The organism is Bradyrhizobium sp. S3.7.6 (assembly GCF_054061875.1).
In genome coordinates this window covers 2,129,496-2,143,349 of the sequence record NZ_JBSSEQ010000001.1, presented here as the reverse complement: position 1 = coordinate 2,143,349, position 13,854 = coordinate 2,129,496, and the positions used below count along the sequence as shown (strand labels likewise).

General features: G+C 63.7%; 16 protein-coding genes. 10 read left to right on the top strand and 6 right to left on the bottom strand.

Annotated features, from left to right (window positions below; genetic code table 11):
* Positions 1-49: 49 nt before the first annotated feature.
* The 4 genes from ACVJ5M_RS10160 to ACVJ5M_RS10145 all read right to left on the bottom strand — a co-directional run bounded on the left by ACVJ5M_RS10160 (position 50) and on the right by ACVJ5M_RS10145 (position 3,320).
* Positions 50-1,189 carry an AraC family transcriptional regulator gene (locus ACVJ5M_RS10160; RefSeq protein WP_187387925.1) on the bottom strand — a complete coding sequence of 380 codons (1,140 nt, stop codon included), beginning with the start codon at positions 1,187-1,189 and terminating at the stop codon, positions 50-52.
* Between the two features lie 165 nt (positions 1,190-1,354).
* Positions 1,355-2,017, bottom strand: a complete 663-nt coding sequence (locus ACVJ5M_RS10155) for an SLC13 family permease (protein WP_354099861.1) — start codon at positions 2,015-2,017, stop codon at positions 1,355-1,357.
* 69 nt (positions 2,018-2,086) lie between these two features.
* Positions 2,087-2,335 carry a hypothetical protein gene (locus tag ACVJ5M_RS10150; RefSeq protein ID WP_063981185.1) on the bottom strand — a complete coding sequence of 83 codons (249 nt, stop codon included), beginning with the start codon at positions 2,333-2,335 and terminating at the stop codon, positions 2,087-2,089.
* Between the two features lie 121 nt (positions 2,336-2,456).
* Positions 2,457-3,320 (bottom strand): transglutaminase family protein, encoded by an 864-nt coding sequence (locus ACVJ5M_RS10145; RefSeq protein ID WP_063981184.1) that lies wholly within the window; start codon positions 3,318-3,320, stop codon positions 2,457-2,459.
* 329 nt (positions 3,321-3,649) lie between these two features.
* Here ACVJ5M_RS10145 and napE point away from each other — a divergent pair, with 329 nt between their 5' ends.
* From napE to ACVJ5M_RS10115, 6 genes are all read left to right on the top strand, one after another.
* Positions 3,650-3,835, top strand: coding sequence for a periplasmic nitrate reductase, NapE protein (gene napE / locus ACVJ5M_RS10140; RefSeq protein WP_027532529.1), 186 nt, complete (start codon positions 3,650-3,652; stop codon positions 3,833-3,835).
* 26 nt (positions 3,836-3,861) lie between these two features.
* On the top strand, positions 3,862-4,176 hold the full coding sequence (locus ACVJ5M_RS10135; protein ID WP_063981182.1) for a chaperone NapD: 315 nt from the start codon (positions 3,862-3,864) through the stop codon (positions 4,174-4,176).
* A gap of 17 nt (positions 4,177-4,193) precedes the next feature.
* On the top strand, positions 4,194-6,707 hold the full coding sequence (napA, locus tag ACVJ5M_RS10130) for a nitrate reductase catalytic subunit NapA (RefSeq protein ID WP_063981181.1): 2,514 nt from the start codon (positions 4,194-4,196) through the stop codon (positions 6,705-6,707).
* Positions 6,704-7,174: a nitrate reductase cytochrome c-type subunit gene (locus tag ACVJ5M_RS10125; protein WP_028151035.1), complete on the top strand. Its 471-nt coding sequence runs from the start codon at positions 6,704-6,706 to the stop codon at positions 7,172-7,174. Before napA ends, ACVJ5M_RS10125 begins: the two co-directional genes overlap by 4 nt.
* The gene (locus ACVJ5M_RS10120; RefSeq protein WP_063981180.1) at positions 7,171-7,824 is read left to right on the top strand and encodes a NapC/NirT family cytochrome c; all 654 of its coding nucleotides are present in this window, start codon (positions 7,171-7,173) and stop codon (positions 7,822-7,824) included. Before ACVJ5M_RS10125 ends, ACVJ5M_RS10120 begins: the two co-directional genes overlap by 4 nt.
* Positions 7,825-7,913: 89 nt before the next feature.
* The gene (locus ACVJ5M_RS10115; protein ID WP_063981179.1) at positions 7,914-9,029 is read left to right on the top strand and encodes an ATP-dependent DNA helicase; all 1,116 of its coding nucleotides are present in this window, start codon (positions 7,914-7,916) and stop codon (positions 9,027-9,029) included.
* Positions 9,030-9,268: 239 nt separating this feature from the next.
* Here the strand turns inward: ACVJ5M_RS10115 and ACVJ5M_RS10110 are convergent, their stop codons facing one another.
* On the bottom strand, positions 9,269-10,954 hold the full coding sequence (locus tag ACVJ5M_RS10110) for a caspase family protein (protein WP_283017547.1): 1,686 nt from the start codon (positions 10,952-10,954) through the stop codon (positions 9,269-9,271).
* Between the two features lie 244 nt (positions 10,955-11,198).
* Between ACVJ5M_RS10110 and msrA the strand changes: the two genes are divergently transcribed.
* From msrA to ACVJ5M_RS10090, 4 genes are all read left to right on the top strand, one after another.
* On the top strand, positions 11,199-11,903 hold the full coding sequence (msrA, locus tag ACVJ5M_RS10105) for a peptide-methionine (S)-S-oxide reductase MsrA (protein ID WP_063981177.1): 705 nt from the start codon (positions 11,199-11,201) through the stop codon (positions 11,901-11,903).
* 45 nt (positions 11,904-11,948) lie between these two features.
* Positions 11,949-12,368: a peptide-methionine (R)-S-oxide reductase MsrB gene (msrB, locus tag ACVJ5M_RS10100; protein WP_063981176.1), complete on the top strand. Its 420-nt coding sequence runs from the start codon at positions 11,949-11,951 to the stop codon at positions 12,366-12,368.
* 107 nt (positions 12,369-12,475) lie between these two features.
* Positions 12,476-12,640: a DUF3309 family protein gene (locus tag ACVJ5M_RS10095; protein ID WP_014492503.1), complete on the top strand. Its 165-nt coding sequence runs from the start codon at positions 12,476-12,478 to the stop codon at positions 12,638-12,640.
* 213 nt (positions 12,641-12,853) lie between these two features.
* On the top strand, positions 12,854-13,147 hold the full coding sequence (locus ACVJ5M_RS10090) for a hypothetical protein (RefSeq protein WP_063981175.1): 294 nt from the start codon (positions 12,854-12,856) through the stop codon (positions 13,145-13,147).
* Between the two features lie 132 nt (positions 13,148-13,279).
* Here ACVJ5M_RS10090 and ACVJ5M_RS10085 read toward each other — a convergent pair whose 3' ends face one another.
* A complete protein-coding gene (locus ACVJ5M_RS10085) occupies positions 13,280-13,822 on the bottom strand; it encodes a DUF4112 domain-containing protein (RefSeq protein ID WP_084794968.1) in 543 nt (180 codons plus the stop codon).
* Positions 13,823-13,854: the final 32 nt, after the last annotated feature.

The following is a 13,854-nucleotide window of genomic DNA, read 5'->3' as shown; positions in this document are numbered from 1 at the left end:
GCAATCTGCCCGATCATGTCAGGGCTCTCTTGCCCAATCCCATAATCGGCTAGCCGATTTCTCGGCGCGGCTGGCCGATTTTGAAATGGCGGTCGGCATCCGGCGCCGTTTGCGGCCGGATCAGCGCCTCGCGCCGGAATTCGGTCGGAGTTACGCCGGTTTCGGCCTTGAAGGCGCGATTGAAAGGCCCGATCGACTGGAAGCCTGCATCCATGGCGATGGTCAGCACCGGCACCTCCCGTTGCGTCACATCGGACAGCGCCAGCTTGGCATCCTCGATGCGATAGTGATTGAGGAACGCGTTGAAGTTGCGATAACCCAGCCCTTCGTTGATGGCCTGGCGAAGTCGGTGCTCGGGAACATCGAGCCGCGCCGCGAGCGCGCCGATCGCAAGACCTTCCTGCCGGTAGATTCGCTCCACGGTCATCAGATGGTCGAGGCGCCGCAACAGAACGGGATCGGCCGTGCCCCGCCCTGTGGGTGCACGATCGGTCACCGGTCGCCCGGCCGTGTCGCCGGGTCTGATCGCCGCCGCGGCATCATTGACGGTGACAATCGCCCGCAGGTCCAAAACGCCGAGGCCGGCGAGCATCGCCAACACGAACAGGCTGATCGCGGTCGGAAGACTGCCGGGCTCGCCGGGAACCGCGACGGGGACCGCGGCGACGCCCGCTCCGGCCACGACCCCGATGAACACGACATTGATCGCGAGCACAGCCAGCCGCAGCCGGCGCCGCCGCGCGACCAGATCGACACGCCAAGTCTTGACCGTCTGGACCGCGGCCGCGAGCGCCAGCAGCACGGCCACGGCCGACAGGACTTTGCTGCCACCCCTGGCCAAGTTGGGCCAGGTCGTCCAGCCAAGCGACACCGCAAATCCGACGGCCAAGATGGTCAGCCACAGGACGCCATGCCGTCGCCGGAGCACGAAATCGTCGTCGAACGACGCGCGCGCCCACAACCAGAAGACGGCGGGCAGCGAGGACAGGATCGGCAACGTCCACCACAATGACGATTTGGGAAAGACCGGCGCGGTGACGATCGCATAGAACGCACCGCCGGCGGCCATGGCCGTGCCCAGCAAGGCCAGCTGATTGGTGGCACGACGCTGCAGCACCATGAGAACGATCATCAGGAACACGCCGCTCGCCGCGCCGCGAAGCCCGAGATCGATGGCCGTGAGCCCCATCGCGTTCACAATCCGCGTTTCCCCGTTCGAGATCAGACTCTCGCACCGCCCTTGCGCGGGCACAATCCAAAATTGCGGCGGTGGTCCCGGCCCGCCAATCTCCCCGCGGTGACCGACGAGATCGCGAAGCAAATCACGTTTAGCAAATTCAGGACGTTGCCCGGTTCAGAGCGGCAACAGCCAGGGCACGAGCAAGGTGCAGACGATCAAGACGACCCGGGAAAACGGTACGCCGATGCGCACAAAGTCACCGAACGTGTAATGTCCGAGGGCGACCACCAACGTCTTAACCGGCGACGACACAGGCGTCATGAAAGCAGTCGAAGCAGCCAGGCCCACCGTCATTGCAAACGGATACGGCGAGGCATGCATTTCCTTCGCGACAGCGATAGCGACGGGGGCCATCAATACTGCCGTCGCGGTATTCGAGATAAACATCCCAAGCAGCGCCGTCATGGCAAAGAGCGTGGCGAGCATGACGTGATGGCCGGCACCGCTGGTGATGGCTCTTAGCCCATCAGCCGCAAGTTCAACCCCGCCGGTTCTCTCCAGGGCGACTGAAAACGGCAACATTCCAACAATGAGGACAATGGTCTTCCAGTCGACCGAACGGTAAGCGCTGGTAATGTCGATACAGCCCAGTGCGCTCATCAGCATGCATTCGATCAGGGCGGCCTGCACATTCGGGATCAGGCCGCTGACCATCAAACGACGGGCGCCAGGCAAATCACCGCCTGCGGCGCCTTGCCCGGCACCTGGAGAACCTGCTTGGACTCGGCGGGGCAGGCTGATGGTGACCAAATCTGCGGCTGCGTTCCACGGCCACAATGCTTGCTCCGGCCGAGCCGCGAAGGTCCGGGGCTTCAATGGTCATGCCGGCGAGAGACGATTGTTCCGTCACGCGCAGCCGTTATTCGCGGTCCGCGAGTTTGTACTCATCGATCCAGACCGAGAGGTTCGGGTTGCCGGCGTTAGCACAATGTTCGGATCGCTGAAATCTGCCAATGCTTCGCTCATGGTGAGGACACCGGTGAAGGGGAGCGCAAGGAGCATGATCAGTGCGACCACATCCAGGCGCGGCCTGTTGATCGCGAACATCAGGATCGCAGCCCCGAGAAGGACCAAGACAATCGTCGGATCAAACATGGATGCCTGCCATGGAAGTCGCCGACTTCAATTCAAATGATGATGACAAGACGGGCGAGGGATCAGGGACACACCGACTGGCCGCCAACCCGCGCTTGCCGTGATCGACCGTGGACTACGATCATGGCGATGCTGGAATTGATATGACTTGCACCGAGACGTTCATCCGGCTGAATGCATCCGCCGGACCATCCCACGTCCCGGAAAGCGGAGAGGCCCTTTCCTGTTCGCGCGTCACGGCGACGGGTATGTGTTCACTGCCGACGATCTTGTTGTTGGTGGGATCATAGCCGCGCCACCCGGCTCCGGGGATATAGATCTCGGTCCAGGCGTGCGTGGCGCCGTGTTGTCCCTCGGCCATCTGGATGTAGCCGGTGACAAAGCGCGCACCAAATCCCCAGTAGCGGGCAGCTTCCATCATGAACACCGCATAGTCGCGACAGGTCCCGCTGCCGAGCCGCAGCGTTTCGTTGGGTGATTGAACCCCGAGAGCCTCGCGGGAAACGTATTTGAACGATCGGTAGATGTGAGTATTCAAATTGTTCAGAAGGTCCAGCGTGCCGATCAACTGACCGGGTTTGTAGAGATCGCGCAACCATTCGAGCAGGGCGGTGGCGTCGTAGAGATAGCTCGGGAGACGATACACCGTCAGCTCAAGCTGCTCCTCCGGGGGATATTGGAAGGGAAATGAACTGGCGAATGGCGCAATCCGCCATTCAATGGGGTCGTCGTGGTAAAGGTCGACGTCGACCTCGCTTGCGATCCTGAGCGTGTCGGATAATTCCAAAAAGGTCACGACTGCGATGGCATTGTCGTAATTGTCGCGCAACCAGCGAACTTCCGCGTTCGGCTCGATATCGATCGACCCTCTCACGATGTGGACGTCATGTCCCTCGCGAGGCCGCATCATGGCTCGATGAGTGCCGAAGGTGACCGGCTGATTGTAAAAATATTCGGTCTTATGAATGATTCGGATTCGCCTCATATGTAGCTCCCGCCACGTAGCAGCGATGGATGTTGCGGCGCCCGCTACCACTGGTAGTAGGTCGCGGGCATTTCCGAGGCAAGAGAAGATGTATGCGGCCTGACCCCCGAGCCGCAAAGCATCTTCGCTTTTGGGTAACGATCGTTGCCGCTTGCTTCTCTCGCGCGCACGGAGCGCCGCGGCTCGGTCCGTTGGCCGCGCCGCGACATCCGGTCAAGTCGACGGGTTGATCCAGATCAACGCGGCAGCGGCCCTGCTGCATCTAAAGTGCAGTAAGGCAACGGCCCGGATGCCGTCCCGATTCCAGCACCATTTCAGAGAGACCGAATATGTCGGCCCCTGACGACACGACTTCGCGCGTGCGCCGTAAGCGCATGGAGATTTTCGCTTTCCTGTTCCTGACCGCGGTCGTGATGCCCGTCCTCGCGGTCGGAACGGTCGGCTCATACGGGCTCGGCGTCTGGATCTACCAGATGTTCGCCGGCCCTCCCGGCCCGCCACCCTCCCCGCATTGACCTCCGAACAGCGAAAGACAGGCATCATGGCCCAATCCACACTCAACCGCCGCGCATTGATCACCGGCCGGGTGCTCACCGCCGACCGCGTCGTCGCGCCGCCAGGTTGCGAGATCGCCAGCATCATCGTGCAGGCCCGCCCCGAGCGCCTGGACGAACTGGAAGCCGAGATCGCAGCACTTCCCGGCTGCGAAATTCACGGACGAGACCCGCGCGGAAAACTCGTCGTCGTGACCGAAGCGCCGGATGCCGGCAGCCTCGGCACCCTGCTCAACACCATCCAGTCGCTGCCCAACGTCTATTCCGCGGCGCTGGTCTTCCACGCCATCGAAACCGCCTAACGGCCGGGAGAGCCATCATGACATCGCCAAAGCTCGACCGCCGCCAGATGCTGAAGCTCGAGGCCGCCGCGATTGCGGCTGCCGCAGCAGGCATGCCGGCACCGGCGCTCGCCGCCAATCTCGTCTCCGAGCGCGACAACAGCGAATTGAAATGGGACAAGGCCGCCTGCCGCTTCTGCGGCACCGGCTGCTCCGTGATGGTCGCGACCAAGGACAACCGCGTCGTCGCCACCCATGGCGACATCAAGGCCGAGGTCAATCGCGGCCTCAATTGCGTCAAGGGCTATTTCCTTTCCAAGATCATGTACGGCCACGACCGGCTGACGCAGCCGATGCTGCGCAAGACCGGCGGCAAGTACGACAAGAACGGCGAGTTCACGCCAATCAGCTGGACCGAAGCCTTCGACATCATGGAGGTGAAGTGGAAGGAAACGCTGAAGAAGCGCGGGCCCAACGGTCTCGCCATGTTCGGCTCCGGCCAGTGGACGATCTGGGAAGGTTACGCCGCCTCGAAGCTCTACAAGGCCGGCTTCCGCACCAACAACATCGACCCCAACGCGCGGCACTGCATGGCCTCTGCCGTCGCCGGCATGATGCGCACCTTCGGCATCGACGAGCCGGCCGGCTGCTATGACGACATCGAGGCGACCGACGCCTTCGTGCTGTGGGGCTCCAACATGGCGGAGATGCATCCCATTTTGTGGACGCGCCTCGCCGACCGCCGGCTGTCCGCGCCGCATGTCCGCGTCGCCGTGCTGTCCACCTTTGAGCACCGCTCGTTCGACCTCGCCGACATCGGCATGGTGTTCAAGCCGCAGACCGATCTCTACATCCTCAACGCCATCGCCAACCACATCATCAAGACCGGACGCGTCAACAAGGATTTCGTCGCTGCGCATACGATCTTCCGGCGCGGGCAGACCGACATTGGCTATGGATTGCGGCCCGAGCATCCGCTGCAGAAAAAAGCAACCGGTGCGGCCAAGGCCAACGACTCCACCGACATGAGCTATGACGAATTCGTAAAATTCGTCTCGGACTACACGCTGGAGAAAGCTGCCGAGATGTCCGGCGTGCCGATGAACCGGCTCGAAGCGCTCGCCGAGCTCTATGCCGATCCCAAGACAAAGGTGGTCTCGTTCTGGACCATGGGCTTCAACCAGCACACCCGCGGTGTCTGGTGCAACAACCTCGTCTACAACATCCATCTCCTGACCGGAAAGATCTCCTCGCCCGGCAACAGCCCGTTCTCGCTCACCGGCCAGCCTTCGGCCTGCGGCACCGCGCGCGAGGTCGGCACCTTCTCGCACCGCCTGCCCGCCGACATGGTCGTCACCAACAAGGAGCATCGCGACAAGGCCGAGCATCTCTGGCTGCTGCCGGAAGGCACCATTCCCGACAAGAACGGCGCCCACGCCGTGCTGCAGAGCCGGATGCTGAAGGACGGCCTGATCAACGCCTATTGGGTGCAGGTCAACAACAACCTCCAGGCCGGTCCCAACGCCAACGAGGAGACCTATCCGGGCTTCCGCAACCCCGACAATTTCATCGTGGTCTCGGACGCCTATCCGTCGGTGACGGCGCTGGCCGCCGACCTGATCCTGCCGACCGCAATGTGGGTGGAGAAGGAAGGCGCCTACGGCAATGCCGAGCGGCGCACGCAGTTCTGGCACCAGCTCGTCAACGCGCCCGGCGAGGCCAAGTCCGATCTCTGGCAGCTGATGGAGTTCTCCAAGCGCTTCAAGATCGAGGAAGTCTGGCCGGAGGAGTTGATCGCCAAGAAGCCGGAGGTTCGCGGCAAGACGCTGTTCGACGTGCTCTACAAGAATGGCCAGGTCGACAAGTTTCCGACCTCGGAGATAGAGGAAGGCTACGCCAACACGGAATCCAAGGCGTTCGGCTTCTACGTGCAGAAGGGGCTCTTTGAAGAGTACGCCTCGTTCGGCCGCGGCCACGGTCACGACCTCGCGCCGTTCGAGGCCTATCACCGCGAGCGCGGCCTGCGCTGGCCCGTCGTCAACGGCCAGGAAACCAAATGGCGTTTCCGCGAGGGCAGCGATCCCTACGTCAAGCAGGGCACCGACGTGCAGTTCTACGGCTATCCCGACGGCAGGGCGCGCATCTTCGCCCTGCCCTACGAGCCGCCGGCGGAATCACCCGACAACGAATATCCGTTCTGGCTCTCGACTGGCCGCGTGCTGGAGCACTGGCATTCCGGCACCATGACGCGCCGCGTGCCCGAGCTCTACAAGGCGTTCCCCGAGGCCGTCTGCTTCATGCATCCCGACGATGCGTCGGAAGCAAAACTCCGGCGCGGCGACGAGGTGAAGGTGGAATCCCGCCGCGGTTTCATCCGCGCCCGCGTCGAGACGCGCGGCCGCGACCGGCCGCCGCGTGGCCTCGTGTTCGTGCCGTGGTTCGACGAATCCAAGATGATCAACAAGGTGACGCTGGACGCCACCGATCCGATCTCGCTGCAGACCGACTACAAGAAATGCGCCGTGCGCATCGAGCGGGTGAACCTGTCATGATGAAACGATTTGGCATAGCCCTGCTCGCGGTCGCGATCGCCGCGGGCGCGAGCTCTCTCACCGCGCAGACGGTGACGTCAGGCCTGCGGGGCCCGGCCCCCCTCAATGACGAGGGCGCGGCGCCACCGATGCTGCCGAACCGCAATACGTCCGAGAGAGAGGTGCGCAACTACCCGGAGCAGCCGCCGGTGATCCCGCACACCATCGACGGCTACCAGATCGACCTCAACGGCAACAAATGCCTGTCCTGCCATGCGCGGGCACGCATCGCGGAATCGCAGGCGCCGATGGTTTCGATCACGCATTTCATGGACCGCGACGGCCAGTTCCTGGCCTCGATCTCGCCGCGGCGCTTCTTCTGCACGGAATGCCACGTGCCGCAGAACACCGCGACGCCGCCGGTGAGCAACGATTTCATCGACATCGACACGCTGCTCTCGCGCGCCAGCCCCGGTGGCCGCCGATGACGACGGCTGCTGACGAGCCCAAGGGAAAGGTGGAAGCCAAGCGTAGCTTTATCCTGCGCTGCTGGGACTTCGCGCGCGAGCTCTGGCAGGTGCTGATCCGGCCGAGCTCGGTGTTCGGGCTCGGCGTGCTGGTGCTCGCGGGCTTTGCGGCGGGCGTGATCTTCTGGGGCGGTTTCAACACCGCGCTGGAGCTGACCAACACCGAAAAATTCTGCACCGGCTGTCACGAGATGCGCGAAAACGTCTTCGCCGAGCTGAAGTCGACCATCCACTTCACCAACCGCTCCGGCGTGCGCGCGACCTGCCCGGACTGCCACGTCCCGCACAACTGGACCGACAAGATCGCGCGCAAGATGCAGGCCTCCAAGGAGGTCTGGGGCAAGATCTTCGGCACGATCGACACCCGCGAGAAATTCTTGGACCACCGGCTCGAGCTCGCCGCACACGAATGGGCGCGTTTCAAGGCCAACGATTCCCTGGAGTGCCGCAACTGCCACAGCGCCGATTCCATGGACATCACGAAACAGTCGCCACGGGCCTCGGTGGCGCACCAGCGCTTCCTGTTCACGAAGGAAAAGACCTGCATCGACTGCCACAAGGGCATCGCCCACCACCTGCCCGACATGCGCGGCGTTCCCGGCTGGCAATAGGGGCGGCTGGGCCGCTTGAACCCTTGGGCCGAATGGTTAGTTTCGAGGGATGGCGAATCGCCTCGATTCTGCCCTTCCTCAAGACAGACATGGCCACTTTCACCCCGCATCAGGATGCCGCGCTCAAAGCCGTTGCCGACTGGCTCAAGGCAAAACCCGGCCGCAACGGCACGCCGCCGGTGTTCCGCCTGTTTGGCTTTGCCGGCACCGGCAAGACCACGCTGGCTCGGCACATCGCCGAAGGCGTCGACGGCGAGGTGAAGTTCGCCGCCTTCACCGGCAAGGCCGCGCTGGTCATGCGCAACAAGGGTTGCGACGAGGCCTCCACCATCCACTCGCTGATCTACCGCGCCCGCGAATCCGGCGAGGAGCAGCCGAGCTTCGAGCTGTGGGACGACGCGCCGGCCTCCAAGGCCAAGCTGATCGTGATCGACGAATGCTCGATGGTCGATGCCGAGTTGGGCCGCGACCTGATGTCGTTCGATTGCCCGCTGCTGGTGCTCGGCGATCCCGCGCAGCTGCCGCCGATCCAGGGTGGCGGCTTCTTCACCAACACCGAGCCCGACGCGATGCTGACCGAAGTGCATCGCCAGGCCCAGGACGATCCGATCGTGCGGATGTCGATGGATGTCCGCGAGGGCCGCGAGCTCGATATCGGCCGTTACGGCGAGAGCGAGGTGGTGTCGCGGAAAGAGCTCGATCCGGACCGCGTCATGGGCGCCGACCAGGTGCTTGTCGGCCGCAACAACACGCGCCGCGCCTACAACATGCGGGTGCGCCAGCGCCAGAACATCGAGGATGTCTTCCCGGTCGCCGGCGACAAGCTGGTGTGCCTGCGCAACAACCGCAAGAAGGGCCTGTTCAACGGCGGCCTGTGGCGCGTGAAATCACGCAACACCTCGCGCTCGAAATCCCGCATCCTCAGCATGCGGCTGTCGCCGGATGAAGACTTCGGTCACAAGGTGACAAAGGTCTCGGTGCGCGCCGATTGCTTCGAGGGCGGCGTCGAGGCGATCGCCTGGGAGCAGCGCAAGCCGTATGACGAGTTCGACTACGGCTACGTGCTGACCGTGCACAAATCGCAGGGCTCGCAATGGGACGACGTCGTGCTGTTCGACGAGAGCTTCGCGTTCCAGGATAGCCGGGCGCGGTGGCTGTACACGGGGATTACGCGGGCGGCGAAGCGGTTGAGTATCGTTGTGTGACGCTGCCGTAGGGTGGGCAAAGGCGCAACGCGCCGTGCCCACCATCTCTCCACACATTCAATAAGAATGGTGGACACGCTTCCGCCTTCGCTCTTCGAGCTACGGCGGACAAGTCGCTTTGCCCACCCTACGGCACTGTTGTAGCCCGGATGGAGCGAAGCGTAATCCGGGGGTCGGGTCCGCGCTCGCGATTCCCGGATTTCGCTGCGCTCCATCCGGGCTACGGTCTCTGCAACCCCTCACTTCCCCGCCACGAAATAAAAATCCTCGCGTCCCGGCGGCGAGCCGTATGAAAACGGCTGCTGCTCGTGCTTGGTGGCGGACCAGACGTCATCGCGGACGATGTCGAACAGTTTCCGGATCTCGACCTTCGGCACCTTGATCTCGCGGGCGAGCGCGGTGGCGAAGGGGCTGTCGGCGCCGCCATCGCCGTCCAGCGCAGTCTCGCCGTGCTTGGCGGCGTAGACCACCATGAAGCCGGCGCCGGGCTCGATGTTGGAAAAGCCCTTGTCCACCAGCTTGAGCGACAGCGTGCGCTGCATGGCCGGCGCAAAGGGATTGTCGCGGCAGGCATCCAGCATCACCAGACGCACTTTTCTCGCGGCGCCCACCGCTGCGATCACCTGCTCCAGCGCGACCGCCTGGGTCTCGGCGTCCCTGTCGGCGGCAAGTTTGGCGTCCACAGGGACGAGATAGTTCACGCCGCCGATCTCGAAACCGTGGCCGGCGTAATAGACCACCGCCCAATCCGCATTCTCCGCCTCAGTGGCAAACGTCTGCAGCGCTTCGAAGAACTTGTCGCGGGAGAGGTCGCTGACGGAGATCACGGTCTGGAAGCCGACATCGCGCAGCACGTTTGCAATCATTTTCGCGTCGCGCGGCGGATTGGGCAGGGCGTGGACGTTCTTGTAGGCGCCGTTGCCGATCACGAGCGCCACGCGGCGCCCGGTGGACCCGGCCGGCGCCTGCGGCGTCAGTGCGGCCAAGCGCGCCTGCGCGATGGCGCGGGCGCGCGCGACGTCGGGCTCGTCGAACCTCGTCAGCGAATAGGCCGCCGCGCGGTAGTCGGCGCGGGCCTGGGCGAGATCTTTCCTGCGCTCGTAGATCTGGCCGCGGCCGGAATGGGCGCGCACACTGTTCGGATTGAGCTGGATGACCGTGTTGTAGTCCTTCAGCGCGGCGTCGAGGTCGCCCTTCATCACGTTGACCTCGGCGCGATTGTTGATCGCGAAGGTATTCCTGGGCTGCTTCTGGATCAGGCCGTCGCAGTCGGCGAACGCCTGGTCGTACTTGCCCATCATGCCGTAGGTGATGCAGCGGTTGCCGGCGATCTGCGGCGCGGCCGGGTCGATCTTCTCGGCTGCCGCAAAGTCGGCAATCGCGCCGTCGAAATCCTTGTTCAGCGTGCGCATGCGGGCCCGATTGGTCCAGCCGAGCAGGAACGTGGGCGTGTATTTGATTGACAGGTTGAAGTCGTCGAGCGCGCTTTGCAGCGCGCCCCGGCGCAGATGGATGGTGCCGCGATTGTTGTAGGCATAGCCGAAATTCGCGCGCTTCTGGATGGCGAGATTGTAGTCGACCATGGCGAGATCGTCCTCGCCCTTGCGCTCATGGGAGAGCCCGCGCAGGTTGATGGCGCCGACATTGTCCGGATCGAGATCGATGGCGGACGACAGCGCCTCGATGGCGCGGTCATAGTCGCGCTTGTTGATCAGCGCATTGCCACGCACGACGAGCGCGAGCGACTTGTCCTTGCCGCCGAGCTTATCGGCCTTCAACAGATTGTCGCAGGCCGTCGCGCGGGCCTGGGCCTCCGCCTGGCGGTCGCGACAGGTGGCGAGGTCCTCGCCGGCTTGCGGCTCGGCCGCGGCGATCGCGGCATTTGAGATCAGGATGGCGAGGGTCAGGGGAATGACACGCAGCATGTTGTCAGGTCAGCTCCAGCCACCACATGATTGAGTCGAGCGCGATCGCGCGCGTTCATCTAGCCCGGAGTTCCCGGCCTCGCCAAGCCGCGCCGTCTGAGGCTATTTTTCACAGACTCGTGTCCGTTTCCCCGTAACAATCGCCGTCTGCGCCCGTATCTCAGATGTCCGAAAACGCGGCCAAACAGGCTGTTCGCCCGTCCCCGGCCGCCCTACACTGTCAGACCTTCCGAAGAGGATCGCCATGCGCCGCACCGCCCTCGCCTCGCTGCTCGCCGCCACCACCGCACTGACGCTGGCCTTCGCCGTGCCGTCCAGGGCCGCGGAGGATGCCGTCGTGATCCCCGCGCCCACCGTGGATGCGTCGCCCGCAACCGGGATCCAGACCGCCGTCATCGCGGGCGGCTGCTTCTGGGGCGTCCAGGGCGTCTTCCAGCACACCGCCGGCGTCGTCAATGCAGTCTCCGGCTATGCCGGCGGCACCAAGGCGACCGCCGATTACCAGACGGTCTCGAGCGGCCGGACCGGCCATGCCGAGTCGGTCGAGATCAAGTTCGACCCGAAGAAGATCTCCTACGGCAAGATCCTCCAGATCTACTTCTCGGTGGCGCACGACCCGACCCAGCTCAACCGGCAGGGCCCCGACTCCGGCACGCAATATCGCTCGGCGATCTTCACCACCTCCGATGAGCAGAAGAAGGTGGCGGACGCCTATATCGCCCAGCTCAACGGCGCCAAAGTATTCAGCAAGCCGATCGTGACCAAGGTCGGCGCGCTGGAAGCGTTCTACCCGGCGGAGGCCTATCACCAGGACTATCTGACGCTGCACCCGAACCAGCCCTACATCGCCTACAACGACATTCCGAAGGTCGAGAACCTGAAAAAGCTGTTCGCGGATAACTACATTGAAAAGCCGACGCTGGTGAGCGCCAGCAAGGCCACCAACTGATCGCAAGATCACCGAAAACAAGTTCACCAAACAAACGGGAGACCCATGCCCGACACCAAGACGAAAACCACCGACGACAAGGTCATCAAGAGCGAAGAGCAGTGGCGGAGCGAATTGTCGCCGATGCAGTACGCGGTGCTGCGCGAGAAGGCGACCGAGCGTCCCTTCTCCGGCGAATATGAGCACGACCACCGCGCCGGCACCTATGTCTGCGCCGGCTGCGGCAATGTGCTGTTCGAGTCCGATGCCAAGTTCGATTCCGGCTGCGGGTGGCCGAGCTTCACCCAGCCCGCGGTCGAGAGCCATGTCGACGAGGAGCACGATGCCAGCCACGGCATGGTCCGCACCGAGGTGCTGTGCTCCAAGTGCAGCGGCCATCTCGGCCACGTCTTCCCCGACGGGCCCGGCCCGACCGGCCTGCGCTACTGCATCAACTCGGCCGCGCTGAAGCTCGAGCCCAAATAACATTGCGCGCCGCCCGGTTCCGTCATGGAACCCGGCGGCGCGATGTGCTTTTCTCTTCCGGCGGTGCGGCCGATGCGCGCAATCCGGCAGCCGCCAGGGAGGATGCCATGACGCTTGGGACCATCCTGATCATCCTGGTGATCATCTATCTGCTGGGCGGCATGTCCGGCCGGTTCGGTGGTTACGGCTATGGCATGGGCCATTCCGGCATGGGGATCGGCGGCGTCGTGCTGGTGGTCCTGGTCGTGCTGCTGCTGCTTGGCAAACTGTAAACCATCTAACATATTGAAATTATTTGGTTTACGGCGCTCGCGGAGCTGCCATGCGCGGATTCATCATCTCCCATCGCGGGGGTCGCATTTCTGTCAAAACAGCCTATATTAGAGGGCGAAATGACATGTGCGGCGGGCCCACTCGATGGTGGCCCCTGCCTTTCAAAACCCCACGCGCTTAAAGCCCCAGACAAGATCACGAGGTCTTTGACCATGCGTCCACTGCGTCCGTTCAACTTCAACACTTCTGCCGAGCTCTTCCCCGCCGCGATCCGCAAGAAGAAGCGTGCAGGCTTCACCTATCGCCGGTTCGGCACCGCGGCCGAAGCCGTGCAGTTCGCGATGGAGCAGTTGCCGACGGATTCGCTGAACGGCGCCTATCTCCAGGTCGAGGAAGCGCGCTTCGACCAGAACGGCATCCGCTCGCTCTACGAGAGCGAAGCCTTCCCGCTGCCGCGCCGCCCCCGGCCGGCGCCAGCCCCCGAGACCGACGCCGACGCGGCGTAAGTTTTCGCTCAACCCGATTTGCGCTGAAAGCGCGATGGCCGAAAGGCCGTCGCGCTTTTTGCGTTTGGAGCGGTGCTCTCTCTCCTCCCTCTCCCCGTTCTTACGGGGAGAAGCGACGCAAGAAGCGCCCCATTAAATCCGCGGCTGCTTGTCGAGCCAGCGGCGCAGCAGGCGGACGTTGCGCATGTTGGCGCGGAACATGACGTCGAAGGCATCGCCCGCGAACGGCACCATGCCGACCACGCCGTCGACCGCGACATTCCCGAGCATGCGCGCGGTGAGATACCACGGCGCGCCCAGCGCGCGGGCCTCGCGCACCAGCCACAGCGAGATCGCGGTGGTGATGATGTCGCCGACGATCGGGATCAGCCCGATCAGGCCGTCGATGCCATAGCGGATATTCGTGCCGGGCAGGATGAAGGCGACATCGAGCAGCTTTGCGATCGCCTCGATCCGCGCCACCCGCTGCTCCCGCGTCAGATTGCCGAACGGGTTTCCCTGGCCGAATTCGAAGCGAAACTCGCGAAACCCCTGCTCCAGTGTTTCGGGACGGATCTCGTGGCCGTCCTGGTCGATGATCGGCCCGCGCGCTTCGGTGTCCGAAAAACTCCCGCGCGCGCGGGACCCGGAACGGGGTCTGTGCGGAGCAAGAATGTCGTCATCGGACATGGTCATGGCCTTTGGAGAACGCACTGGCGTGGCGGAAG